We start from the raw sequence: 24,971 nt of genomic DNA on the forward strand, positions 1-24,971 counted from the left end.
TACCAACTTAGCGTTTTTTATACTTCCTAATTCCCTATTCATATTTTGCCAAGGAGACAGTCATGGCGATTGGCTTATTTATTTTAGCAGTAATCATTCAGTTAGCCGTCGTCTTGGCCATATTTTTACTGTCCTTATCGCGTGTCAGCGGTAGTATCGTTGCTATTATCACTGTAATAGTCACTGCCTTTATAAGTCCGTGGTCGTTAATTTTAGGCATTCCAATTGCGCTGCTATGTCTAGTACTGTTGGTCGCCCCGATGCGCCAAGCACTTATTACCAAGCCAGTCTATAAAGCACTAGGCGGTGCAATGCCAAGTATGAGTGATACTGAGCGTGAAGCACTGGACGCTGGTACTAGCTGGTGGGAAAAAGAGCTGTTTATGGGTGCGCCAAATTGGGATACCTTTGCCAACTACCCTTACCCAGAGCTGTCTGAACGCGAACAAAGTTTTATTGATAATGAAGTTGAGACCCTATGTGCAATGCTCGATGAATGGGAAATTACTCAAGATTATAAAGATCTAACGCCCCAAGCTTGGCAATTTATCAAGGCTAACGGCTTTTTGGGTTTAATTATCCCTGAAGAGTATGGTGGTTTAGATTTCAGCTCTTATGCTCAAAGTCGTGTTATGAGTAAGATTGCTTCGCGCTCGTCAACGGCTGCGGTCAGTTGCATGGTGCCAAACTCGCTCGGCCCTGGTGAGCTTTTGATGCACTATGGTACAGACGAGCAAAAGCAGCGCTGGTTGCCCGGCCTTGCTAAAGGCGAGGAAGTTCCTTGCTTTGGTTTGACGGGTCCTGAGGCTGGTTCCGACGCGGGTGCTATCCCTGATACAGGGGTAGTCTGCTACGGTATTCACGATGGTGAGTACACGCTCGGTCTGCGCATGAATTTCTCTAAACGCTGGATTACGCTTGCTCCTATCGCAACTGTCGTAGGACTGGCGTTTAAAATGCATGATCCAGAAGGTTTGCTTGGTGATCCTATCAAGACTGATTATGGTATTACTTGCGCTTTAATACCTGCTGATCATGAGGGCGTGATTATAGGCCCACGCCACTATCCAAGTGGCTCACCATTTATGAATGGTACGGTCGATGGTACTGATGTCTTTATTCCGCTAGATTATATTATCGGCGGGGTCGAGAACGCCGGTCGCGGTTGGCGGATGCTGATGGAATGTCTTGGAGTTGGACGTGGTATCTCTTTACCAGCGCTTTCAACTTCAGCGAGCGAGATGAGTTATTTATCAGTTAGTGCCTTTTCCAAAGTCCGTGAGCAATTCAAAATCTCTGTCGGTAAATTTGAAGGTGTACAAGATGCAACCAGTCGCATCGCTAGCCAAACTTATATGCTAGAGGCATTTCGTCACTTAGTTACTTGCGGATTAAATCAAGGTGGTACGCCATCAGTCATGACTGCAATGGCAAAATATTATGCGACTGAAACTATGCGTGGAGTGGTCAATGATGCTATGGATGTCGTTGGAGGCCGTGCTATCCAAATGGGCCCACGTAACTTTTTGGCGGCTCCCTATCAAGCTATTCCAGTCTCTATTACGGTTGAAGGCGCAAATATCTTGACGCGCTCACTGATGATCTTTGGTCAAGGGGCGATGCGCTGTCATCCATACCTATTTGACGAGTTGCAACTATTACAAAGTGAGGATAAAGAAGGCGCGTTAAAGCAATTTGATAACTTATTCTTTAAGCATTTAGGTTATACCTTTAATCGCGGTGCGAAAGCCTTTGTCGCAGGTTACGTTGGCGGCAGCAGCAATGCGCCAAGCTTTGCAGATAGCTTTACCCGTCCCTACTACAAGCATATTAACCGTTTAAGTGCTAGCTTTGCGCTCACTGCAGATATGGCATTAGGGTTGCTTGCTGGTGACTTAAAACGTAAAGAGATGCTCTCTGGACGCTTAGCCGACATTCATGGTCATTTATTTATTGCGACTGCTATTTTGCAATTTTATGAGCATGGCAGTAAGTCAGAAGCAGAACGTTTACATGCAGAGGTCGCCCTACAAGATAGCCTGTGTGCTATTCAAGAAGCTTTCGTCTCGTTCTTTGCAAACTTTCCTCATCGGATGGCAGCCAATGTCGTTAGCTTTGTGACGTTCCCTAGTGGACGTATCTTTACGCCAGCAAGTGATGAGCTCAAGACCAGATTGGGTGATACCTTTATGGATGATCATGAAGCCAACCCATTCCGCGACTATCTCAAAACAATGGTGTACTACAACACAGATCCTGATGATGTTACGGGCCGTATGGAACATGCTTATCAGACGCTGCTTGAAGTTGAACCATTATGGCAGAAGTTCAAAAAAGCAGAGCATGACGATAGTTTTGAAGGTTTAACCTTTGAAGATCATGTGGTGTATGCGAGTCAAAACGGTGATATTAGTGAAAGCGAGGCTGAGCAGCTCATTAAATACAATGCATTGCGCTTTGATTCTCTCCTCACCGATGTATTCGACGAGCATCTATTGCACGCACAAGAGCGTTTTAATCCACACAGTTTAGAAAATGCGGTACACCAGCTTACTGATTATGCGCAACTGAAAAACGATGCCCAAGCCAGAAACGGTATATCAGCTGATAATACTCCAACCGAAGATACTGAGCCTACTGGCGATGACAATCCAGACCACGGTTATGAGGCAGATGGCGATGTAAAAATGGTCGATGAGCAGGATACAGCTAAAGAAATCAGTGCCCAAACTGACTTTGATGAGTCGCATCCTGAAGAAGAATCTCTTGATCATCGAAGCCGTGATGCGGAGTCAACGCTTAGTGAACGTATGGGCTACAACCATAGCAAAGGTATTGATAAACAATCAGATTCAGTGGAAAGTAAACCAGTTGATAGTGATAAGGTAGAAAGCGCCTCTACAGAGGGTTCTAAGTGGCAAGATGGATTACGCCGAGAAGAAGATGACAAAGCATAACGATTATGCTTAAATCCCTTTCATAAACTTTAAGACGTTATCTCTAATCGACTCGTAACCTATCAATACTATCGCAAACAAGACTATCGAAAGCAAGATTACCTTATAACGGTAATCTTGCTTTTTTTATGGTTCTTTATAAAGTAGTTAGTTGAATTATAGAATCACTATTGAAAGCAAACTGTCATACGAAACCAAATCCAAGCCTTTGTTTTTTTATTGTAAAATTCATTAATAAAAGTTAATAGATGACTGATAACGTTAAGATTATATGATAAATTAAAATTTTTAATCAACGGTAAAGGAACTCTAATGATGAAAAATATGATTTCACTTGCTGGTGCAGCGAGCGTCCTAACCGCATGCGCGGTACAAAACCCACCAGCAAGCGTGAGCGCACCTAAAGCTTTAGTGGCTGACATGATCGTTACCAATGCTAAAGTAGCTGTGATGGATGATAAGAGAAGTACTGCCGAGGCGATTGCGGTAAAAGATGGCAAAGTATTACGTACAGGTAGCGATGAAGATATCCTACGTTTACGTAGTAAGGACACGCAAGTTATTGATGCGAATGGTAGAACGTTAATTCCGGGTCTTAATGACTCACATCTGCATGTGACGCGTGGCGGTCGTTTTTATAACACTGAACTACGTTGGGACGGCGTTAAATCATTAAAAGAAGCTTTGCGCATGCTAAAAGAGCAAGCCGATAGAACGCCTGAAGGTCAGTGGGTACGCGTGATTGGTGGCTGGTCACCGCATCAGTTTGAAGAAAAACGCATGCCAACTATTGAAGAGATTAACGAAGCAACAGGTGATACGCCTACCTTTGTATTGTACTTATATAGTCGCGGTTGGTTGAATGAAGCGGGTCTAAAAGCCTTAGATATCGATGAAAATACTAAGCCACCCAACGATCAAAGCCGTTATGAAAAAGATAAAAACGGCAAGCTGACGGGTGTGCTCTTGGCTGAACCCAATGCTATGATTTTATATAAAGTGATCGGCGCATTGCCAGCCCTATCTAAAGAAGAGATGATTAACTCGACCAAGCATTTCAACCATGAGCTCAACCGTTTTGGTCTCACCAGTGCGATTGATGCAGGCGGCGGTGGTCATACATTCCCTGAAGACTATGAAGCTTCTAAGGCATTAGCAACCAGTGGTGATTCTTCATTACGCATCTCATACTATTTATTCCCGCAAAAAGCAGGCGAAGAGCGTGCAGCCTTTGAGAAATGGATGGCGAACAACGAAGCCTCTGTCAATGAAGACACTGCTCTAGAGCACGGTTATGAGTTAAAAGGCGGCGGCGAGTACATGACATGGGCAGCTGGTGACTTCGAGAACTTTCTAGCACCCAAACCATTTATTAAAGACAATGAAGACTGGCGCGCGCAAACCAAAGAAATCATTCAAATGCATGTGAATGAGGGCTGGCCGTTTAGACAGCATTCAACCTATGGTGAAAACACTAAACTCATCGTTGACTTGGTAGATGAGATTGACCGTGAAAACAACGGCAAAATCCGTAACGATATGCGCTGGGCCATTGATCACGCAGAGACTGTGAACGATGAGACGTTGAAAGAAATTAAACGTTTAAATGGCGGAATCTCTGTTCAAAACCGGATGTCTTATGCTGGTGAGTATTTCGTCGAGCGTTATGGCAAAGAAGCGGCTAGTACTGCGCCACCATTCAAAAAGATTTTTGATATGGGAATTCCGTTAGGTGCTGGTACGGATGGTACGCGAGTATCAAGCTATAACCCTTGGGTTGCTTTATATTGGCTGAGCACCGGTAAGACAGTAGGCGGCACTCAGTTGTATGGCAAGGATAATGTGCTATCCAGAGCAGATGCTTTGCAAGTGTATACCAAAGGCAGTGCATGGTTCTCCAATGAAGAAAAATTAAAAGGCACGCTAGAACCTGGCATGTATGCGGACTTTGTATTGCTATCTGATGACTATTTCACCGTACCTGAAGAAAAAATCAAAGGTATCGAATCCGTATTAACGATTGTAGATGGTAAGCCAGTTTATGGTGCTAAAGAATACAAAAAGTTTGATCCAAAATTGCCTGCTGTTATCCCAAGTTGGTCACCAGTGAAATATTACGGTGGCTTTCAAAACGCGAAATAAGTTGTTGAGGTAAATAATTTTGTCTTATGTAGAAATCGGTCTGTGCGCAGGCCGTTTTTTTTGTTTGAAACTTCCTTATTAATATATTAATCCCTACCTTATAAATATGAAGTCAGTAAAATTGAATGCAATCCACGCTGGATCGTCACTCTCATAACGTCATCTACATGGCCTAAAAGCCATTCATAAAAATTTTGTTTCATATCAGAAACAAACCGTTTAGAATAAATAATAGCTATTTTCTGGGCACATAGCTTTTATAAGCTGTCATGTCGATAGGTAAATATGACTTGAATGATAAAAAAATCTTGCAGTGCCCCTAACAATTCTTTTATATTGTCCCCCAAAACATGAGACTAGAAAGAATTTAATAGGCGTAACAGGGCTCATGATGAGAGCAGTGGTTATAATCATATTGATTTGAATACCCAGCTTATTACTGAGAGTTACGTACACCAAGGATGTAAGTTATGTGGAAAAATATGGGACTGACGGGCAAGATTATCGTTGCCATGGTGCTCGGTATTATACTGGGTTTATTTATAAATTATTCCGGACTAAACGCTGAAGGCGGCTTTGTTAATACGTATATTACCAATGGCTTCCTTGCTATCATCGGTAAGCTATTCGTTAACTCACTCAAAATGCTAGTTGTACCTTTAGTATTAATCTCTCTTATTTGCGGGGTTTGCGGTATTGGTGACATCCGCTTACTTGGCCGCATTGGTACCAAGACTTTTCTCATCTATATGATGACGACAGCATTAGCTATTGCGACGGCCATTGGACTGGGTATCGTGTTTGGCATTGGTAAAGGCATGAACGTCGAGACCGCAGCAGAATTTGAAGCGGCCTCAGCGCCACCACTGCTTGATGTATTCTCCAATATTATCCCATCCAACCCTATCAGTGCGATGGCAAATGGCGATATGTTATCCATCATTTTCTTTGCCGTTCTAATCGGTATCAGTATCTTGATGGTTGGCAAGCCCGCTAAAGGTTTGGTACAGAGCTTGGAATTAATCAATGAAGTCATCTTAAAGATGGTGACCATCATTATGAACCTTGCTCCTTATGGTGTATTTGCACTGTTGACCAAAGCCATGGCAGAGCTGGGTTTAGATCTTATTTGGTCATTATTGGGTTATGTTGCCGTACTGGTTGGCTCACTGGCTTTCCATTTCTTTATTACGATGATGATCGTGCTCAAGCTATTCTCAGGTTTATCAATCAAGACCTTTTTGGCAAAAATGCGCGAAGTTCAGATTTTTGCATTTAGTACTTCAAGCTCGAATGCCACCATTCCGATTACCTTGCGTACAGTTACCAAGCGTATGGGTGTTAATAACTCAGTCGCTTCGTTTACCGTTCCTTTTGGTGCAACCATCAACATGGATGGTACGGCTATCATGCAAGGGACAGCGACCATTTTCATTGCCAATATTTACGGTATTGATTTGGGCGTGACCGAATATCTGACTGTTATCTTAATGTCGGTATTGGCCTCTATCGGTACTGCTGGTGTACCGGGCGTTGGCTTGATTATGCTATCTATGGTATTTGCCCAAGTCGGCTTACCTATTGAAGGTATTGGCCTTATCTTAGGTGTGGATCGTATCTTAGATATGTTACGTACCGCAGTAAACGTTGGTGGCGATGCAGCAGTGACCGCTATTGTGGCAAAATCAGAAAATAAAATGGACGTTGCTATCTATAACGATCCTAATGCTGGTGCCAAAGACGTATTTGATGGTCATATCGATGAAGACAACGAGCGTGCGTTCTCTGAAGTCTTTAGCGATGGCCTGATGGGTAGTGAGTACGATGATGTTGATCGTCGTCGCTAACTCTTAACATTAAATAGATATAAAAAAACCTCAGTCAAATTGGCTGAGGTTTTTTGTTGGGATAATCCACATAAAGATGTTGTACATTATGGGAAGATTAGCCAAGCATGTACTTAGTCAGCATGGCTAAGCATACCAGCACAATCATCGGACGAATTAGCCTACTGCCACCCTTGACCACCATATGTGAGCCAAAATAAGCCCCTATCGTTTGTCCAACCATCATTGCCAGACCTACTTTCCACAAGACATTACCGCCCAAAATGAAGAAAATCAGCGAGCCAATATTGGTAGATAAGTTCAAGACCTTTGCCGCACCTGTCGCTTCGATAATCTGACGACCACGTAGAGCGACATTACCAAGGGCAAAGAACATACCAGTTCCCGGGCCAATATAACCATCATAAAAACCAATTAAAGGCGCAACGACTTTTTGCCATTTACCTTCTGAAATGCGCGGTGCTGCTTCTATTTCACCAAGCCTAGGTGCAAATAAGGTATAAATACCGATAGCAGCAATCAAGAAAGGAATCAGCTTTTCGAGCAAGTCAGGCGGAGACATCTGCACGGCGATAGTACCGATAACAGAACCGATGAACGCGGCAATAATAGCGACCTTGATACGCTGAGGCTTGACGACACCTTTTCTAATCATCGTAATAGAGGCAGCAAGCGCGCCTGAGGCTGCTTGTAGCTTATTAGTACCAAGTGTCAGCACTGGCGGGATATTGGCCAGTAGCATGGCTGGTATGGTCAACAGGCCACCGCCACCCGCGATAGCATCAATAAAGCCAGCAAGCGCGGCTACCGCAGTGAGCATCAAAATAACTTCTAGGGATAACGATAAGTCCATGAAACTGACCTTGTAATAATCTTCTAATAAAAACAACAGTAAGCGCTAGACTATTAGCCTAGAGCTCATTAACATCAACATGAATATCAAAATAGAATAAAGAATAAGTTGAGAGTTTTATTGAAAAGCAGTTAATTCGCAAATAGATGCGGCCTATTATAGAGTTAAAACTATAAAAAAAACCAAAACGTAACAAAGTCTGTTAGATTTACTAGTTAGTATCCGCCTACTGAGCGGTAAACACTATCTGTCTATGGGCACTATCATGTCACGGCATTATATTTTATGATGGCGGTCGCAAAGCTATCTAGAAAAATAGCTAGACTGTCATATCCTAATAATGGCTGTTGCGAGTATCTATAGCAAAACATAGAATACCTTATAGCAATAAAAAGACTTCAAGGAAGAAGTCTTTAGGCCAAAGATATTTAACTGGTCGTAGTAGCGCTATCAATCATATTATTGTCTTTATATCGCCTGTCATGACCTTGCGCGGTAGACTGATATATATTGTTTAACGCATTTTATTGTTTATATTGATGAAATTATGAGAAACTGAAGCGAGCTATCCGTAATATTACGTAGTTGATAGATAGGCGTTTGAGTTTACTGTACGTATTTAGCAAATGAGGATGATATGGCAATACGAAGGGTTAAAGCGTTTTTTGAATTTGAGGCAGCAGGCGGTATTGTCTTAGCGTTGGCGGCTATTGCTGCAATGATTATTGCCAACTCCCCCCTTAGTGTTTGGTATCAAGGTTTTATTCATGCACCCGTCGCCATTCAAATTGGCGACTTTGCAATTGCCAAAGACGCTCATCATTGGATAAATGATGGTCTCATGGCGATTTTCTTTTTCTTAGTCGGACTTGAGCTCAAACGCGAAGTGCTCATTGGCGAGTTATCTAACGTTAAGCAGATTATATTACCTGCTGGTGCTGCATTAGGCGGCATGATTATGCCAGCCATTGTCTATCTAATGTTCAACTATAGTGAGCCTGAGTTTTGGAAAGGCTGGGCAATTCCAGCAGCAACTGATATTGCGTTTGCTCTCGGTATTTTGAGTCTTTTAGGTAACCGCGTACCCAACTCATTAAAAGTGTTCTTAGTATCAATTGCTATCTTTGATGATATTGGGGCGATTTTAATCATCGCTTTGTTTTATACCAATGACTTATCACTAGAGTCATTAGCGGTCGCAGGCTTGTGTTTGCCTTTCTTATATTTACTTAATCGTCGCAACGTCACCAGCATTACGCCTTATCTGCTCATCGGTGTCATTATGTGGATTGCAGTACTCAAATCCGGTATTCATGCAACCTTAGCAGGGGTGGTTTTAGCACTATTTATTCCTATGTTCGACCGTACTGATCCTGAACACTCACCGCTTGAAGAGCTAGAGCATGATTTACATAATACCGTTGCCTTTGGTATTCTGCCATTATTTGCCTTTGCCAACTCTGGTATATCGCTCAAAGGTGCAGGTCTTGCTGAGCTATTTCATTCAGTGCCACTTGGTATTGCCGCAGGTCTATTCATCGGTAAGCAGATAGGCGTAATGGTCATGTGCTGGTTGATCTTTAAACTTGGTATCTCAACCATGCCAAGAGGTATGAATTACAAGCAAATCTATGGTGCCGCTTTACTGTGCGGTGTTGGTTTTACCATGAGCTTATTTATCGGTGGCTTGGCATTTGCTGGCGATACCACGCTATTCGATGAACGTTTAGGCATCATTATGGGCTCGATCGTATCTGGTATTGCTGGTTACATCATGCTAAAACTAAGCTTAAAAGATAGTGTCAGCGGGACATCAGTGGATTTAACTCGTCATTGATATTTGTACCAAAGGTTTGGATATAGGCAGTAACTATTATGAGTCTTATGATATAAATTGAGCTTCATAATGCGCTAACAGTTTATAACAACTGTTAGCGCATTTGATTATCAGTAGCGCCAGCTATGATGGTACATTATAAATATGAAACCCAAAACTCCTTCTAAAAGTGATACCGACATCTCTAATGAGCAGCTTATACAGCATAAAAAATCTGTAGCGAGCTATCAGCGTCATGGGCGTACTACTGCCATTACAGATCATAGTGATCTACAAGTCCTACGCCGTATCAGGCGTTACTTGCTACCTAAAGACTTCACTATCTCGCAAGATTTATTAGAGGAGATAGTAGCTGGTTACGATATTGGTGATCCGCTGGCGGATGCGTTGGCGGCTGATGGGATTCGCTTTGGCCGTCCGCTACAGAATTTGATAGTCGATGGTAACGTAAATCCTAGTATCAATATTGACCTTACTACTAACCCATCATTTAGCTCATTAACTGAGCAATTTAGCAGTCACCCTGATTGGTTTGATCCCAAGCTTGCGCAAATTGGTGCGGTCGCCTATCGCCGTTATCCGCTGATGCTCATTTGGCTACTGCGTAACGTTGCACTAATGGCAGGCTACAGCATCCCTGCTCTCTCGCTACCGCTCATTCAGACCGGTGCCTTGATGCATGACGCTCTACCACGCTTGATGCGTACCTACGCTTATATCCTAGCGGTATCTGAACACCCACAACTAGACTCTAGCGCGCATCATAATCATAATAATAACCGCAAACCTATTGACCAAGTATTAGCGATCGGCTCTGAGGGCTGGCGCCAGTCAATCCATGTACGTCAGATTCATACATTGGTACGCCAAAACTTACTTAAAGGTAAAGGCAATGCTGCCGCAGGCGTCATACCAAATGCCGATCAACATCATAATCCTGATGGTACTTGGAATACGGCCTATTGGGGCATTCCCATTAATCAGACAGATATGATTGCGACTCACTTGCAGTTTTCACTATTAATTATGCGTGGATTGCAGCTGCTGGGAGCACGGATTAGCACAGAAGAAGCTGAGGGCATCTTGCATCTGTGGAATCTTGCCAGCTACTGGATGGGTGTTGATTTGCAGCGTTTGCCAAAAGATGAAGCCGCCTGCTGGGAATGGCTATATACTTATTTATCCATTCAGCAGCTTGACTTTAAAATGGGCAGACCACTTGCCAAAGCCTTGCACGATTTGCCACGCCAGCTAATGGGTGAGGACAATCGACGTGGACGCTTCGTTGAGATGGTCAATGCTAGTGTGACACGCACCATAGTCGGTGATGATGTTGGTGATGGACTACAATTGCCCAAATCAAAGATACGTTTTGGGGTACTGTCTTCAGTGCCTATCTTGTTCGCTCTTGATACGGCTCGCCAACACAATAGTGCTGTTGCTGACAAGCTTGAGCAGTTCCGCGCTAAGCGCCAAGATAACATGAACTGGTGGCTTAAGAAAAATGATGACTACTATAAATAAAAAACATAGCTCAAGAATATTATTAGTAGTAAATAGAATATCCTGAACCATTATCAATAGCGTCGACAATAACTATAATAAATCCACAAAAAGCGTGTTTGGTGATGCTCTGTGTTAAAGGGTTCTACGTTAAATAAGTGTATATTAAAAGGTTAGACGCTATAAGACTATAACCTTCACAGCCTTGTGTTTTGTATACGGTAATACCATTCAAGCTGCCGATCAAACCCAGTTTCTAGTAGGCTGGCAATGACGCGTCCCGTCAGACCCCACACTGTTTCACCCTCCACTTGCCAGCTGGGTGTGAGTATGGTCGAGGTTTCATCCTGCATCGTGTACTCTACCGAATATTCTACGGTTGGCTGCGTGAGTAACTTTTCAAAATCTGCCCAAAAGATGCGCGATATCTCCCCCATCTCAGGCACCAACACTAAGCCTGGAGCAATGAGAGCTACGATTGGGCGCACACTCATGCCACTTTTAGAGGTTTGAATAGGTAATTGACCGAGCAGCTGTACTTTATTTGGCGGTAGTGCAGTCTCCTCACAAGCTTCACGTAAGGCGGTGACGACATTATTGCCATCGCCTATTTCATACTTACCACCAGCGCATGACACTTCCCCAGCGTGACTATTCATGTGTGCAGCGCGGCGCGTTAGTAGCAGCTTTGGATGGCGCTCATGGGTGATGGCGACCAGTATCGAGGCATCAGCAATCGGTGTCTGATATAGACTGTCTAAAATTCGAGCACTTTGAGAGGTATTGTAAGAGCTATACATCGCTGGACTGGTGACTGCATTTAAGGTCTCATGCTGCACCCGCTCAGCCAACTTTCTGAGTGTAGGTTGACGAATCAACGTTGGTACAACGACTGACAGTTCATCAAAACTTGCAGACTGCGGATGTATTAACATTATAATCGGCCTATATTTTTATCAGTATTAAGTGTCGTTAAGAAGTTTTATTAAGAAGTGTCACTAAGTTAGGTTATCCATAAAAAAGTCTCAAAAAGAAGACTTATCATGAATCAAGTAGCTAAATTTATCAGTATATTATTTAGGAAACGCTAGTGAATAAGATTTTTTCATTAAATAAGATGCAAGGCAAAATCGATGACTGCCCCCAACGATTACCCTTATTTATTATTGGGCTTGCTTGGCTAGGCGGTACGCTGGCAACAGCAGCACTGGCCTTAATTAGTAGTTGGCAAAATGTCGCCATGATTTTGGGCTCATTTGGCGCTAGCTGTCTGCTTATTTTTGCTTATCCAGAAAGCCCGTTTGCTCAACCTAGAAACATCGTTGGTGGTCATTTTATTACCACTTTCACTGGTTTATCTTTTATGTCTATATTCGGTATTGAGTGGTGGAGCTTGGCACTCGCTGTCGGTACTGCTATTGCCCTCATGCTACTGTTTCGAGTACCGCACCCGCCAGCAGGTTCAAATCCATTAATCGTCATGCTGGGCGGTGTTAAGTGGCACTTTTTAATCACACCAACTTTGATAGGTGCACTCGCCTTAGTAGTCGTTGCCTTGATTTATAACAACATCGGCAGAGGCAGACATTATCCTAGGTATTGGTAGTTTCGCTAAGCTATATACTAGCTTTTATCATAGCCTAAATTAGCGCTGTCTAGTCACCACTACGTAAGCTTTACGTGACTGGCTGTTCCTAAACAGGGCAGTCATACCCTATTAACTAGTATATTAACAACTTTTAATTTAAGGCATGTTTGCTCTATTGCTGATAAATGACGTGTTCATGTTACCAACATTCAGCACTGCGCTGTTTTATGCTATCTTAAGATAAAGTTTAGAACTAGAATTATATCTTGTGGTTATACTTATAAAAGCACCACACCGATAAACATATTCAAAAAATCAAAAAACCACTTATCTCTCTTGTTATTTCATCAAAATAAGGCAGTTGATATGCGCTATTGTCTAGAATGCGGTCATGAAGCAGAACGCAAAATACCAGCTACTGATAATATACCGCGCTTGGTATGCCCAAATTGTGGTTATATTCATTACGAAAACCCAAAAGTAATTTGTGGCTCCTTGGTAGTGTATAAAGACAGAGTACTGCTATGCCGCCGCGCTATCGAACCTCAATATGGTTTATGGACCATACCAGCGGGCTTTATGGAAAATGGTGAAACGATGGCTGAAGGCGCAGCACGCGAGAGCTTTGAAGAAGCTGATGCGGTGGTAATCAATCCGAATTTATATTGCATTTATGATATTCCAGATATTGGTCAAATCTACAGTATATATTTGACCGATCTAAAGGATGGTGCCTACGGTATCGGCTCTGAAAGCCTTGATTGTGCATTATTTAGTGAAGAAGACATTCCATGGGATACCATTGCTTTTGAAGCAGTACGTCGCACCTTGACAAGCTATTTTGCTGATCGTAAGCAGTTTGATGAGCTGTCCGACTTCCCTATTCATCAAGATCTTATCGGTAAGGATCAAAGTATTAAACGCTATTAAATTGTATACGAAATAGCAAAAGCCAAGCATTACGCTTGGCTTTTTTTGCATTATCTCTTCTGTAATAAAGCCTCTTAGCTTTTAATTTTGCAAACCTTAAAGTCTAAGTTTTTGATCTCATCTTCTTTATCATATGGCGCGAGTACCGCACGCACATGTTTTTGCCCTTGCAAGTATTGCTTGGCCACGCGCTGCAAGTCATCGACCGTCACTTCTAAAATCGATGCGCGCATTTTACGTTGCCAGTCTGCACCGCGATTATGCAGGTCAGCAAAACAAGCTTTAACAGCTTCGCCTGCTGGAGAGCCTGGCTTATCCATACCTGAGATAATCCCCAAGATAGCTTCTTCTAACTGCTCATCTGTTTGCGGCTCATTCAGTAACCATTCGATACTGGCATCGAAGTGTGCAAAAGTTTCAGCGCAATGCGGATCACGATAGCTAAAGAACTTAAACGAGCAAGCATTGGCATCGTAACCAGCACCGCCACCATAAGCACCACCGCGCTCACGGATAGCACTGTGCAGATAACCATTACGCAGATAAGGCGCTAACACCATTAGTGCTGCCGTGTCCGGATGATCAGCAGCTGGAACGGTATAGGCGCTAGCATTATGATAAACGTTGGTCGGAACTAGCCAAGCTAAATCCTCCACATCGACAGTAGTACCACTTTCTAGCGCTCTGACCGCGTCTTTTTCACCATTTAGAGCTGAGTCTAGTTTTAAATCCGCAAACTCGCTTGGGATATTATCTTCAATACCCGCATCAGAACCTTTTAACCTTTCAGCTAGCTCTGGTGCACGGCTGTCTTTCCAGCTATCGATAATCAAGTTGCTTAAGCGTTCGGTTTGCTCCGCTTCACAAATGATAACGGCATGTTTGGGTAAGCTAATTAAACGCTGATGTAAGTCCATCAAACTGGTTGCTAGCTGATCCCATTGTGCATCATCTTGACTCGCATGCGTTAAAAACTCTTTAAGCGCATTAAGTGCCGGTAAGCCACTGCGTACATACTCTAGCTGCGCTTGACGACTCATACCGCGACTGGCGGTTTGCATCGCATAAGCATGTCCTGAGCCCGCAAGGTTTGACTGCCAGCCTGCTTGACGCTGCTGCAAGATCTCTTTGATACGATCATGCTCAGTAAAGACGCTATGCTCCATCACTTCTTTGAGCAAATCAATGGCTTCAGGTTTACGATTAAGCGCGCGCGTCGCTACGACAAAGTAGCTACTAATTGATTGGCTATCATCAATGTCCGTGCGCTGGCTGATACGCGCCGTCACCCCTGATGAATGCGCTGCTTGCTTAGCTTGCAGCTCATGAGCACTTAAAGAGTCCGTACCTAGCTCAGACAGCAAGCTTAAATATATAGGCAATAGCGGATGATTAATGACTTCATTAACTGGTAACTCACTTGTATCCTCGTGACCAATCGCATCCGTCAACGGCACAATTACTTGATAATAATATAAGCCATTGGTGCCCGCTTCATATTCAAATAAAGTGCTGTCTTGCCCGCTTAGACGTACTTGTTTTTGCGTGCCTTGCTTAAAGCTGATATCCGTTGGTACGTCTTCCAAACCAACTTTCGGTAATAAACTCAAATCATCCGGTGCAGTTTGACGCGCTGCCAAATCTAATGCTTGTTTATGCAGGATATCTTTATCATCAGCCGTCATATCCATCGCGATAGTATCGAGACGGGTTTGCTCAGCTGCTACGAGACGGGCTGTTTTTTCGCTGTCAGGCGTTAGCGTCACGCGGACACGATGCTGATTATCGAGTAAATGCTGTTTAATTAAATTAGGCAACCACTGCTCATCTTTTACCTGTTCACGCAGCCATTGTAGATGCTCATCAACTTCCCACACATCGATAGGATTGCCATCATGTATCGCTGTACTAAAGCCTTCTAACATCAAATTCAGACCATAAGGCATGCTATCACCGCCGATATGACGTTGATCAATCTCAATCTGATGTAGGATAGTTTCAATAGTTTCATCATCAATTGGTGTACTAGCAACTTTAGCCAGCAAGTCCATAATGCCCTGCTCTACCGCTTCGGCATGCTCAGGGTTTGAGCCACGTAATCCAGTATAAAAGACCATCTCATAATGGCTGTCGTCCAGTCCTAATAACGGACTTGGCGAGGTTCCTAGCGGATGACTATCCAGATACGCACGCAACGGCGAACCAGAATGCTCAATCAACACCCCTTCTAACAAACGTAATGCAAGGCGCTGTTTGGGATCGGTAATCGACGGTAGTAACCATGCAACCACATGATGGGTTTGATCAGGGCCAGCTTCGTCAGCAGTATAAGTATCTGTGGCACTAATCGGCGCAGACAAACGCTGCTCCGGACGCGAGACGTGTTTTTTACCTGCTTCAAACTGAATCAAAGCATCTTCATGTATTTTTGCTTGAGTCTCAGCAACCGGAATATTACCAAAGCTCATGATGATACTGTTCGATGGATGATAATGGCTTTGATGAAACTCAACCAACTCATGATGCGTCAGATCAGGAATATCAGCAGGATCGCCACCTGAATTATAGTGATACGTCGTCGTTGGGAATAAATGATGAGCGACCGCATGATAGAGCTGATCAATCTCACCGCTCATGGCACCTTTCATCTCATTAAAGACGATACCCTTAAACTGCGGCTTATCATTTTCGTCTAATTCTACGCGAATACCTTCTTGAGCAAAGTCGAGCGGGTGAATATTGGGGAAAAATGACGCATCAAGATACACGGCAAGCAAGTTAAAGTAATCGTTTTTGTTTTGGGTGGCATACGGATACGCTGTCCAATCGGCAGCGGTCATCGCATTCATAAAAGTATTGAGCGAGCGCTTAATCATTGAAAAGAATGGATCACGTACTGGGAACTTCTCAGAACCACATAAAGCAACATGCTCTAAAATATGTGCCTCGCCTTTTGAATCCATTGGCTGGGTACGAAAGCCGACCAAAAAGGCATTTTCATCACTTGCATGCGCCAAATGATAGTGCATCGCTCCCGTTTTGACATGCTGACTGATCAGCACATCCATTGATAGCGCCTCAATATGGCGATGCTCAATCAGCTCAAATGCTGGATGCAAAGTTAAGTCAGCGGTAAATGGCGTGTCAGTCATAGTTGTCCTTAAAGCTCATAATGTAAATAATGCCCTTACGAGCAGGGTAAATAGATTGATAAAAATTGTCGTTATAAAAACTGTTGTACAGTGGTTATAAGTTATACAGTGTTTATAAATAGTCAGCTCTTATAAAAGAGTTGAACCTCAAAATTATTCTGAGAATTTTTTAAATTTAATCATTTAAAATAATTGGCCTAGCGCTAATAGATGGGGCTCGCACATTGATAAGTCAAGTCAGCAGGAGACAAACTATGACTACGAGCAGTTTAATGAAGGCTTGATGAACATTTATTAATTGTGCAACAACTACTTAATAACGACCACCTCATTCATTACCATCCTCACAACCGAACCCACACAATTACCACAACTAAAATATGGATTTAACCTTAACAAAGATGTTCAGCACTGTTACTATGAAGTTACTATTAATAGGAGCGCATTATGAGCTACCAACATATTTTACTGGTTACCGACTTGCTATCTGATGCCGATATAGTCGCTCAAAGAGCCAAACGTATCCTCGCAGGCTCCCCTGAAGCTAAGTTATCGGTACTGCATATCGTTGAAGATGACATGGTGCGCTTTGGCTATGAGCTAGTACCCGCATCTAGTCTCTCAGGTGATGTCGATGGCAAACATTGGCAAGAAGCACGGGCTAAGCTCGCACAGTTCCTTGCACGTAATAATTTACGAGCAGTCAATTCCGAGGTCACTGCTGCCATTTCTAACGATGAAGGTATTGTTAATTACTGTCGTAAAAAGGACGTTGACTTACTTATTATCGGACGTCATGAGCGCCACGGTATCGCTGCATGGTTAATCGGTGCAACCGCAGATAATATCTTGCCCAATGCTCCTTGCGATAGCCTAGTCGTCAAACTTGATCAGCCAGTACCCCAATAATTCTGGCATGACTGTCTATCCATTTGGCTGCATCAGTTTGGTTCTATAAGTTTGGCTGCAAAATTAGACATGCTTAAATCCTATCAAAAAGCATAGCGGACTATTTGCCAGTACATATCTAAAGGCCACAATCCATTACTTAACAGCAGTCAATAGTAGTGCTATAGTTAAGACTACTTGCTACGAGGAGATCCTCATGACTTACCAACATATTTTACTGGTTACTGACCTATTATCCGACGCCGACATAGTTGCTCAAAAAGCTAAACGCATCGTTGATAATCGTCCTGGTTCCAAGCTATCGGTACTACATATTGTCAAAGATACCATGGTAGGCTTTGGTTATGAGTTGGTACCTGCCTCGAGTTTATACGATGAGATTGACGATGAGCGCTGCCAAGAAGCGCGCGCAAAGCTGGCAAAGTTTTTAGAGCGCAACGAATTAAATGCGGTAAATTCTGAAGTAACCACCGCCATCTCTAACAGTGAAGGTATCGTTAATTATTGTCATAAGCATGACGTTGATTTACTGGTCATCGGACGCCACGAGCGTCACGGTATTGCTGCATGGCTAAGTGGAGCAACGGCTGATAACATTTTGCCAAATGTGCCCTGTGATAGCTTAGTGGTCAGACTTGATAAACCAGTGTCAAAACGCAGCTAATTTATTGGGCGTAGATAGCACTTAGTATCAAACGCACAGTATCAAATACATAGTATTAGACACAAGAAAGCGCGCTGTAGACAGATATCTACGGCGCGCTTTTTTATGTTTAGTACTATATGTCTAACTGCCTTGTTCTTGAATAATATCTATAAAGGTTTGCCAAATCGGGCTTTGGTGACGGGCTTTATGCCAAACTAGCCACCATGTACGCGACAAATCAATGCCCGCTACTTTTACTTGTACCAGCTTGCCCGCCGCTAATTCTGTCTCAATAACATGTTGCGATAGGCAGCCAAGGCCAATATCTGCACTAACCATATGCTTGATGGCCTCCGACTGTTGAATCGCCATAATGACCTCGGCATCGGGTAGATGCTTGAGCAACTTCTCATCGATAATCTGCCGCGTGCCCGAACCTGCTTCACGCACTAGTAGCGGTAATTTGGCTAACTGCGCTATCGTAATATTATAAAGATTCTCATTTTCTTGATAATCAGCCAAACCTACCAACCATTTGCTATCGCGTTTAGCAAAGATCATCAAAGTATCTGTCCGCCATTCTCTTTGCTCAATGGCTTTCATATCTGTCGGACGCGGCATACCTTCTACTAAGGCAATATCAATATTTAACTGCTCGACTTCGCTAACCACTTCTTGGGTATTAGCAATATACATATCGACATTGGCATCCGGCAGCGCCTCGTATAGCTTGGCAAGCAGCGGTGGCAATACATAATTGCCGATAGTCGTACTCGCCCCAATATGAATCTGCCCTGCTTGATACTTATGATAATGCTCAAGCGTTAGTGACTGTCCCAAGATTGCTTGCGCTTGTACATAAACGGGATGGGCATTAGGGTGCTGATTGAGCCTGCGCCCTACCCGCTCAAATAATGGCATCTGCAATCTTGCTTCTAGTTCAGTCAGTGCGCTACTGACTGCCGACTGTGATAGGTGCAACTCCTCACTAGCACGACTGGTGCTACCCGTCTGATAAATACTAACAAATACCGCCAATTGTTTTAGCGTAATCTTCGGTAGCGTCTGCATCGCTTTTTTCATTATTAAATTACACCTTATGCCAGCCTCTCAATATCATTTATTGATATTAACTCCTTAATAATACCTTATTAACCTAAAATTTCGATAATTTATATCTTATTAATCTGTTTTTATTATAAATCAGGTTGGCTTATACTGTCTATTCATAAGCTTATGCTTATTTTGATTTTCTATAATAGGATGCGTCCGTTATGCACGCTTTTGCCCAATCAGTGAATCATTATTTTCCAACTAACCGTCACTTAGCAGGGCTGGTTGTGGTTCTGATCGGTAGCCTATTTTGTTTATGGCTTAATACCAGTTTAGACACTTGGTCGAACGGCCGTATCGTTGGACTATCATCATTAACATTAGCAATTTTGCTCGGTATGCTATTGGGCAATACGGTTTATCCTAATTTCGCTGAACGCTTAAATGCTGGGGTATGCTTTGCTAAAGGGCAGATTTTACGCCTAGCCATTATGTTTTACGGCTTTAAGCTGACGATGACCCAAGTCGCCAGCGTTGGTATGCCAGCGATTATGACGGATGCGCTAGTACTGACTTCAACCTTTTTGTTAACCTACTGGTTGGGTACCAAGTGGCTAAAAGTCGATAGAAAAACAACTTTATTAATTGGTTCAGGCGCTAGTATTTGCGGTGCAGCAGCGGTAATTGCAGCAGAGCCAGTGGTCAAAGCTGAAGCGCATAAAGTTACTATCGCTGTAGCAACGGTTGTGGTGTTTGGCACTATTGCTATGCTCCTCTACCCTTTTTTATATCATCTCGGCTGGTTACAGCCTTGGCTAAACGCCCAACAGTATGGCATTTATACAGGCTCGACCATACATGAGGTAGCGCAAGTCGTGGTCGCAGGTAATGCTATTAATCCTGAGGTTGGGAATACGGCTGTCGTGACCAAAATGATACGAGTCATGATGCTTGCGCCATTTTTACTTATCTTATCCTTTGCTTTAACCAAGGGCGACAATGAAAATAACGATGAGAAGTTGTCGTTTATAGCGCGTGTCAAACAAGTCAACGTACCGTGGTTTGCCTTTATTTTTATTCTTATCGTCATACTGCATACATGGGTGCCAATGTCTGAGGGCTTTGAGCAGAGTATGGTTATGCTAGATGACGTCTTGCTAACGATGGCGATGTTTGCACTGGGTTTAACGACCCATTTAAGCGCGATTAAGCAAGCTGGCGTTAAGCCGCTCATCTTAGGCGCTATTATGTTTGGTTGGCTGATCGTTGGCGGTGGTCTGATTAATATTGGCATTAGCTCTATCTAACTGATTCAATTACTTAATATAGTCAGCCCTAAATAAAGGAAGTACAAAATTATAACGCTCTACTGGGATGAGTTTTGCGCAGCCTCTGTCTGCGTAGGCACAGCAAGCAAGGAAAAATTATCCCAGTAGTGCTGTATTTATCTTATAGTGGATCGACTATACCTATTGCTCAACATTCATCACATTTTCCAAAATCAAAAATGCCTACGACTATCGCAATAGTACGTAGGCATTTTTAATTCTATACTTTGACTTCAAACCATTTGGCATAAAGCTTAAATTATAGATATTAAACTTTTGACATTAAATAGCTTACATTAAATCATAGACGAAAAAAAACGAACCCGAAGGTCCGCTTTTTTATTCATCTTGCTCTAACTATTATCTATAAAAGATAAATTAGATAGCAACGATGTTATGGGCTTGTGGGCCTTTTTGACCTTGAGTTACAGTGAACTCAACTTCTTGGCCTTCAGCCAAAGTTTTGAAACCTGAACCAGTGATTTCGCTGTAATGAGCAAAAACGTCTGCGCCAGTTTCTGGAGCGATAAAACCAAAGCCTTTAGCTTCGTTGAACCACTTAACTGTACCTTTTTGAGTATCTGACATACTAATAATCCTACTTTTTAATTTATTTGTGGCCTAGTGACCGGTAACGCTTGCAAATAGCTACTGAACGATAAATATTAAAACGAAGGATTATAACTAATACTACGAGGTAATGATTTGGTGCAGAACTGCTCTTAAGCTTGAGCGTATTATAAGACGCTAATCCCATTAGCGCAAGCTTTATCTCAAATTTCATGTAAACGAATATATAAAATCGTGCTTTTTATCCGCTATTTGGTGTTTATTTAGCGTTTGGAAGGCGGAACAAATACACCGCTACCCCACTACATACAACGGCTACCACCCATGCCATCCACATCATATCTGCTGGTATTTTATAAAACAACATAGCTGTAGATAATGCCATCATAATAGTCGCAAGCCACTTAGCGTAGCGCGGTACGGCATGATTATCTTCCCAATCACGGACAAACTTGCCAAAAAACTTATGATTGATCAGCCAAAAGTGAAAGCGTCGTGAGCTACGCGCCCAGCAGCCCGCTGCCAATAATATAAACGGCGCTGTCGGCATTACGGGCAATAACACCCCAACAATACCTAAAACAAAGAATATCCAACCCATGATAAGAAAAGTCCAACGCACCGTAGGGTTAGCGGACTGGTTGGTCTTTGGTCGGTAATAAAAGGCATTTTTCTTTTCAGTCATGAAAGTGATATCGGTTGGCGATAGAAAGTAGATAGCTAAAATTAAAATATGAATTCAAGTACGAATCTAAATGAAGAATGATAGCTATCTATATAAGTGTGTAAGCATGCAATAACGTGTGAAACTGCGCAAGGTTATTTTTGCGACATTTTGCTATTAAGAGGTATGTTTGGTTGGGGTTCGAATAAATCGGAAGATTCAAATGAGAGAAGAAATATTATCAAATATGCCAGTAAGTACCAGCCTTGAAACGAATAAAATGTTTGTTCCGCTGTATGCTGAGGAAGTAATCGTCTATTTATAGATAAATTTAATTGAATAAAAAACCGCTCAAACCCTAGACTGTGAGCGGTTTCTGACTGTATGAAGCATTTTTGACAAATAGGTTCTAAACCAGTATCAACGCAATGATCGGGAATATCAAAAAATAACCAAAGACGGCCAAAATTGCGTACTTGGTCTCAATGTCTTTACCACTAAACTTCATTCTAGCCAGCGTATCGCCAAGTTTCAAAATCGAGATGCTATAAAAGTAAAATGCGAATAAAAGCAGCACAATACTAATAGTGAAGATCGCAAGAGAAGAAAGTGCACCAAAGAAGACAACCGTTCCAGGGAATAAAATCTCACCTTTTATAATTAAAACCAGTAGAACGATAGCGGCACCAGACGCAGACGCGTGAAAAAATATAATATCGTGCAAGGTGGCATCCGCTCTATAAAAGCTGGTCTCGATATCCAGCTTATCGCTACTCAGTGCTCTTGGCATAGCGTCTCTATTAATAATGGATTTATACCCTTTTATATTACTCATGGTAACAAGGAAGGTAAAAAACGTCAGGGCGACCCAAAAGACTACGTGTATATTTATCATAGTAATTATCCCTAAATCTATGGAAACATCACTTAAAAATATTTTTTATACCAATACATCTCAAACATAATGGTTTCTGTGTATATAGACCCAACTCCTATAAGAGTTGATGCTATAAGAGTGAGTGCTCTTGTATTTATATTATCAGCCCTATCACGTTGATTTGTAATAAAATGTCTAGTGCGAAGCTTTACTGTAGTGGTGCTAGTCAATGTTGCGCGTGCTGCTAGTGTGTTCGGTGAATCGTATGCGTATAGATCTAATTTGATTTTGTTTTCGGCGTAAAAAAACCGCTCACAGTTTTGTAGGCGGTTTTATTTTTGACGATAGCATTCTGACTTACTTATTCTAACGATTGAATTTGATTGAGCGGCGTATCGGCTGATAGGACAAAGAATAAACTATCAACATTGTCAGGTAGTTTAGATAAGTTAATCTCAAACTCGGCTTGGATACCTTTATTCGCCGTTGGTTGTGACTCGTAATGGGTGAGTTTGATTTGCCCGCATGGAGAGGTTGGCTGATTATAAAACACCATGTAATCATCATTGATCAGTTTACCCGCTGCATCTAAGGCAAAGCAGCTGATGTCCATCTCTATTGGGCTTTGACGAGTGAACTTAAGAGTGATTGGCGCGGTATCGTCAATCGCAAGATTGCTTAAAGGCGAGCGTTGTCCGACGGTGAGATGGTTCATGGTGTTCCTTAATAAATCATACTTAATAATAATTTAATTCACATATTTATAATTTTACTATCTAGCAGGTAGTGTATTTTGTTAACATAAGCTTATTACATACTAGTATAAATCCATATTAGTATTAACTTATATTTCGCTTAAGTATAGGAGGGCGATATGACAGATAAATCCACTTTCGTCCTAAAGCTAACTGGTATTGATTTACAGAATATAAAAGCGGGTGATATAGGTCGCTTGCTTAACGATTTTTGCAAATTACTAGGTGATGAATATTTGTATTTTGATAGTATTTATTCAGGCTCTGCAGTACTGAAAGTAAAAACAGAACCTGAGTACTATACGAATAAAATTGAAAAACTTAGTGAAAACTTAGTTAAACAAAGCTCAGCGTTAGATGATATCCATAAAGTAATGCGTCGATACTCACAACAGTTTACAGATATAGACGCCTCTATTTTCGCTAGTAGAACAGCTGTAAATGATGATGATATGGAACTGATTCATCATATAGATTTTCGTAAACCCTCATCTCATACCTTTGAGCAACCAGAAACTTTTGTTGGTAAATTACTAAAACCTGCGCATGGAAAAGATGATACTGATCATTTTACAATTCTGCTTGGTAATGATAAAACGATATCAGTTTCAGTTCCTAAAAACTTATCGTATGACTTGGCTCCTCATTTAGAATCACTGTGGCGATTTAAAAGCTTAATCAAATTTAGAGGTATAGCTTGTTATGAATTACAACAAAAATACAGCTTACTCTTAAAGAGCTTTGATGCAGATAGTTTCGAGATTATTGAGAATAAAACGATAGCAAGATCTTGGATGAAAGACTTTATTGAATGCGGCGAAAGTGGTTGGCAAAATGATGACGACCCTATTAGTACATGGCTTGAGGAACGTCATTCATGATGGTTATGGTAGATAGTAATTTCCTGACTAAGTTAGTTAACGATAACCAAACATATCGTATCTTCCTCCAATCTCTTGAACGAAGTGAAATATCTTTAGGTTTGCCAACTCCTGTTGTTGCTGAGTTTTTGGTAAAAGACAATAACTATGAACGAGCGACGTTCTTATCTAAGGTCAATAGCTTTACACAAACTTTTGACCTTGATATGAAGTCAGCACTATTAAGTGCAGAAATCTTTCGTGATTTACTAGATATTGGATATATCAAAGAAAATAATAGCGAAAGACAAGTTATCAAAGTTGATATCCAGATTATCAGTATTGCTGTAGCAAATAGAGTTTCTAAGTTATATACCGCAGACAAAGGGATAATAGAGATAATCGATCAGCTTGACTTACCAATTGAAGTCATTAATTTTGAGAAAGATGAACTCTTAGGTATGACGCTATTTGAATCATCATTAGATTGACAGACCCTG

At 42.0% G+C, this 24,971-nt stretch carries 20 protein-coding genes; 12 read left to right on the forward strand and 8 right to left on the reverse strand.

What is annotated here, in order from left to right:
* Positions 1 to 62 precede the first annotated feature (62 nt).
* The 3 genes from AK825_RS12140 (at position 63) to AK825_RS12150 (ending at position 6,946) form a co-directional block, all read left to right on the forward strand.
* Positions 63 to 2,957: an acyl-CoA dehydrogenase gene (locus AK825_RS12140; RefSeq protein ID WP_068037814.1), complete on the forward strand. Its 2,895-nt coding sequence runs from the start codon at positions 63 to 65 to the stop codon at positions 2,955 to 2,957.
* 312 nt (positions 2,958 to 3,269) lie between these two features.
* Complete coding sequence (locus tag AK825_RS12145) at positions 3,270 to 5,099, forward strand: amidohydrolase (protein WP_068037817.1); 1,830 nt, start codon at positions 3,270 to 3,272, stop codon at positions 5,097 to 5,099.
* A 470-nt stretch (positions 5,100 to 5,569) separates the two neighbouring features.
* Entirely contained in the window at positions 5,570 to 6,946 is a 1,377-nt protein-coding gene (locus AK825_RS12150) for a dicarboxylate/amino acid:cation symporter (RefSeq protein WP_068037820.1), read from the forward strand.
* Positions 6,947 to 7,043: 97 nt separating this feature from the next.
* Here AK825_RS12150 and AK825_RS12155 read toward each other — a convergent pair whose 3' ends face one another.
* Positions 7,044 to 7,799 (reverse strand): TSUP family transporter, encoded by a 756-nt coding sequence (locus AK825_RS12155; RefSeq protein ID WP_068037831.1) that lies wholly within the window; start codon positions 7,797 to 7,799, stop codon positions 7,044 to 7,046.
* A gap of 637 nt (positions 7,800 to 8,436) precedes the next feature.
* Between AK825_RS12155 and nhaA the strand changes: the two genes are divergently transcribed.
* On the forward strand, positions 8,437 to 9,636 hold the full coding sequence (gene nhaA, locus AK825_RS12160) for a Na+/H+ antiporter NhaA (RefSeq protein WP_068037834.1): 1,200 nt from the start codon (positions 8,437 to 8,439) through the stop codon (positions 9,634 to 9,636).
* Between the two features lie 144 nt (positions 9,637 to 9,780).
* The gene (locus AK825_RS12165; RefSeq protein ID WP_068037843.1) at positions 9,781 to 11,160 is read left to right on the forward strand and encodes an oxygenase MpaB family protein; all 1,380 of its coding nucleotides are present in this window, start codon (positions 9,781 to 9,783) and stop codon (positions 11,158 to 11,160) included.
* Between the two features lie 176 nt (positions 11,161 to 11,336).
* Here AK825_RS12165 and AK825_RS12170 read toward each other — a convergent pair whose 3' ends face one another.
* A complete protein-coding gene (locus tag AK825_RS12170) occupies positions 11,337 to 12,074 on the reverse strand; it encodes a CoA pyrophosphatase (RefSeq protein ID WP_068037846.1) in 738 nt (245 codons plus the stop codon).
* Positions 12,075 to 12,229: 155 nt separating this feature from the next.
* Here AK825_RS12170 and AK825_RS12175 point away from each other — a divergent pair, with 155 nt between their 5' ends.
* Entirely contained in the window at positions 12,230 to 12,745 is a 516-nt protein-coding gene (locus AK825_RS12175) for an HPP family protein (RefSeq protein ID WP_227514072.1), read from the forward strand.
* 348 nt (positions 12,746 to 13,093) lie between these two features.
* Positions 13,094 to 13,657 (forward strand): NUDIX hydrolase, encoded by a 564-nt coding sequence (locus AK825_RS12180; protein WP_068037849.1) that lies wholly within the window; start codon positions 13,094 to 13,096, stop codon positions 13,655 to 13,657.
* A 74-nt stretch (positions 13,658 to 13,731) separates the two neighbouring features.
* Here AK825_RS12180 and AK825_RS12185 read toward each other — a convergent pair whose 3' ends face one another.
* The gene (locus AK825_RS12185; protein ID WP_068037852.1) at positions 13,732 to 16,809 is read right to left on the reverse strand and encodes an insulinase family protein; all 3,078 of its coding nucleotides are present in this window, start codon (positions 16,807 to 16,809) and stop codon (positions 13,732 to 13,734) included.
* A gap of 447 nt (positions 16,810 to 17,256) precedes the next feature.
* Between AK825_RS12185 and AK825_RS12190 the strand changes: the two genes are divergently transcribed.
* Together AK825_RS12190 and AK825_RS12195 are read left to right on the forward strand one after the other, a co-directional pair.
* Positions 17,257 to 17,718, forward strand: coding sequence for a universal stress protein (locus tag AK825_RS12190; protein ID WP_068037855.1), 462 nt, complete (start codon positions 17,257 to 17,259; stop codon positions 17,716 to 17,718).
* A 196-nt stretch (positions 17,719 to 17,914) separates the two neighbouring features.
* Complete coding sequence (locus AK825_RS12195) at positions 17,915 to 18,382, forward strand: universal stress protein (RefSeq protein ID WP_068037856.1); 468 nt, start codon at positions 17,915 to 17,917, stop codon at positions 18,380 to 18,382.
* A 123-nt stretch (positions 18,383 to 18,505) separates the two neighbouring features.
* Here the strand turns inward: AK825_RS12195 and AK825_RS12200 are convergent, their stop codons facing one another.
* Positions 18,506 to 19,447: a LysR substrate-binding domain-containing protein gene (locus tag AK825_RS12200; RefSeq protein ID WP_068037857.1), complete on the reverse strand. Its 942-nt coding sequence runs from the start codon at positions 19,445 to 19,447 to the stop codon at positions 18,506 to 18,508.
* A gap of 191 nt (positions 19,448 to 19,638) precedes the next feature.
* Between AK825_RS12200 and AK825_RS12205 the strand changes: the two genes are divergently transcribed.
* On the forward strand, positions 19,639 to 20,724 hold the full coding sequence (locus tag AK825_RS12205; RefSeq protein WP_068037860.1) for a YeiH family putative sulfate export transporter: 1,086 nt from the start codon (positions 19,639 to 19,641) through the stop codon (positions 20,722 to 20,724).
* A 399-nt stretch (positions 20,725 to 21,123) separates the two neighbouring features.
* On the opposite strand, the gene AK825_RS12210 is transcribed toward AK825_RS12205, so the two are convergent.
* From AK825_RS12210 to AK825_RS12225, 4 genes are all read right to left on the reverse strand, one after another.
* Complete coding sequence (locus AK825_RS12210) at positions 21,124 to 21,333, reverse strand: cold-shock protein (RefSeq protein ID WP_010201661.1); 210 nt, start codon at positions 21,331 to 21,333, stop codon at positions 21,124 to 21,126.
* Between the two features lie 241 nt (positions 21,334 to 21,574).
* Positions 21,575 to 22,000, reverse strand: coding sequence for a YbaN family protein (locus AK825_RS12215; protein ID WP_068037862.1), 426 nt, complete (start codon positions 21,998 to 22,000; stop codon positions 21,575 to 21,577).
* Between the two features lie 388 nt (positions 22,001 to 22,388).
* Complete coding sequence (locus tag AK825_RS12220) at positions 22,389 to 22,874, reverse strand: hypothetical protein (protein WP_068037866.1); 486 nt, start codon at positions 22,872 to 22,874, stop codon at positions 22,389 to 22,391.
* Positions 22,875 to 23,217: 343 nt separating this feature from the next.
* The gene (locus AK825_RS12225) at positions 23,218 to 23,571 is read right to left on the reverse strand and encodes a TerD family protein (protein WP_068037867.1); all 354 of its coding nucleotides are present in this window, start codon (positions 23,569 to 23,571) and stop codon (positions 23,218 to 23,220) included.
* A 159-nt stretch (positions 23,572 to 23,730) separates the two neighbouring features.
* Here AK825_RS12225 and AK825_RS12230 point away from each other — a divergent pair, with 159 nt between their 5' ends.
* Both AK825_RS12230 and AK825_RS12235 read left to right on the forward strand, forming a co-directional pair.
* Positions 23,731 to 24,492 (forward strand): hypothetical protein, encoded by a 762-nt coding sequence (locus tag AK825_RS12230; RefSeq protein WP_068037868.1) that lies wholly within the window; start codon positions 23,731 to 23,733, stop codon positions 24,490 to 24,492.
* A complete protein-coding gene (locus AK825_RS12235; RefSeq protein WP_068037869.1) occupies positions 24,489 to 24,962 on the forward strand; it encodes a hypothetical protein in 474 nt (157 codons plus the stop codon). The genes AK825_RS12230 and AK825_RS12235 overlap by 4 nt, the downstream gene beginning before the upstream one ends.
* Positions 24,963 to 24,971: the final 9 nt, after the last annotated feature.

This window comes from Psychrobacter sp. P11G5, assembly GCF_001593305.1.
Lineage (GTDB): Bacteria > Pseudomonadota > Gammaproteobacteria > Pseudomonadales > Moraxellaceae > Psychrobacter.

What these genes read in the sequence shown, in the direction of transcription:
- AK825_RS12170 (WP_068037846.1), bottom strand. Translation starts at nt 12,074, where the DNA reads ATGTTAATACATCCGCAGTCTGCAAGTTTTGATGAACTGTCAGTCGTT.
- AK825_RS12140 (WP_068037814.1), top strand. Translation starts at nt 63, where the DNA reads ATGGCGATTGGCTTATTTATTTTAGCAGTAATCATTCAGTTAGCCGTC.
- AK825_RS12190 (WP_068037855.1), top strand. Translation starts at nt 17,257, where the DNA reads ATGAGCTACCAACATATTTTACTGGTTACCGACTTGCTATCTGATGCC.
- AK825_RS12230 (WP_068037868.1), top strand. Translation starts at nt 23,731, where the DNA reads ATGACAGATAAATCCACTTTCGTCCTAAAGCTAACTGGTATTGATTTA.
- AK825_RS12235 (WP_068037869.1), top strand. Translation starts at nt 24,489, where the DNA reads ATGATGGTTATGGTAGATAGTAATTTCCTGACTAAGTTAGTTAACGAT.
- AK825_RS12195 (WP_068037856.1), top strand. Translation starts at nt 17,915, where the DNA reads ATGACTTACCAACATATTTTACTGGTTACTGACCTATTATCCGACGCC.
- AK825_RS12220 (WP_068037866.1), bottom strand. Translation starts at nt 22,874, where the DNA reads ATGATAAATATACACGTAGTCTTTTGGGTCGCCCTGACGTTTTTTACC.
- AK825_RS12225 (WP_068037867.1), bottom strand. Translation starts at nt 23,571, where the DNA reads ATGAACCATCTCACCGTCGGACAACGCTCGCCTTTAAGCAATCTTGCG.
- nhaA (WP_068037834.1), top strand. Translation starts at nt 8,437, where the DNA reads ATGGCAATACGAAGGGTTAAAGCGTTTTTTGAATTTGAGGCAGCAGGC.
- AK825_RS12180 (WP_068037849.1), top strand. Translation starts at nt 13,094, where the DNA reads ATGCGCTATTGTCTAGAATGCGGTCATGAAGCAGAACGCAAAATACCA.
- AK825_RS12200 (WP_068037857.1), bottom strand. Translation starts at nt 19,447, where the DNA reads ATGAAAAAAGCGATGCAGACGCTACCGAAGATTACGCTAAAACAATTG.
- AK825_RS12165 (WP_068037843.1), top strand. Translation starts at nt 9,781, where the DNA reads ATGAAACCCAAAACTCCTTCTAAAAGTGATACCGACATCTCTAATGAG.
- AK825_RS12185 (WP_068037852.1), bottom strand. Translation starts at nt 16,809, where the DNA reads ATGACTGACACGCCATTTACCGCTGACTTAACTTTGCATCCAGCATTT.
- AK825_RS12215 (WP_068037862.1), bottom strand. Translation starts at nt 22,000, where the DNA reads ATGACTGAAAAGAAAAATGCCTTTTATTACCGACCAAAGACCAACCAG.
- AK825_RS12155 (WP_068037831.1), bottom strand. Translation starts at nt 7,799, where the DNA reads ATGGACTTATCGTTATCCCTAGAAGTTATTTTGATGCTCACTGCGGTA.
- AK825_RS12150 (WP_068037820.1), top strand. Translation starts at nt 5,570, where the DNA reads ATGTGGAAAAATATGGGACTGACGGGCAAGATTATCGTTGCCATGGTG.
- AK825_RS12205 (WP_068037860.1), top strand. Translation starts at nt 19,639, where the DNA reads ATGCACGCTTTTGCCCAATCAGTGAATCATTATTTTCCAACTAACCGT.
- AK825_RS12145 (WP_068037817.1), top strand. Translation starts at nt 3,270, where the DNA reads ATGATGAAAAATATGATTTCACTTGCTGGTGCAGCGAGCGTCCTAACC.
- AK825_RS12210 (WP_010201661.1), bottom strand. Translation starts at nt 21,333, where the DNA reads ATGTCAGATACTCAAAAAGGTACAGTTAAGTGGTTCAACGAAGCTAAA.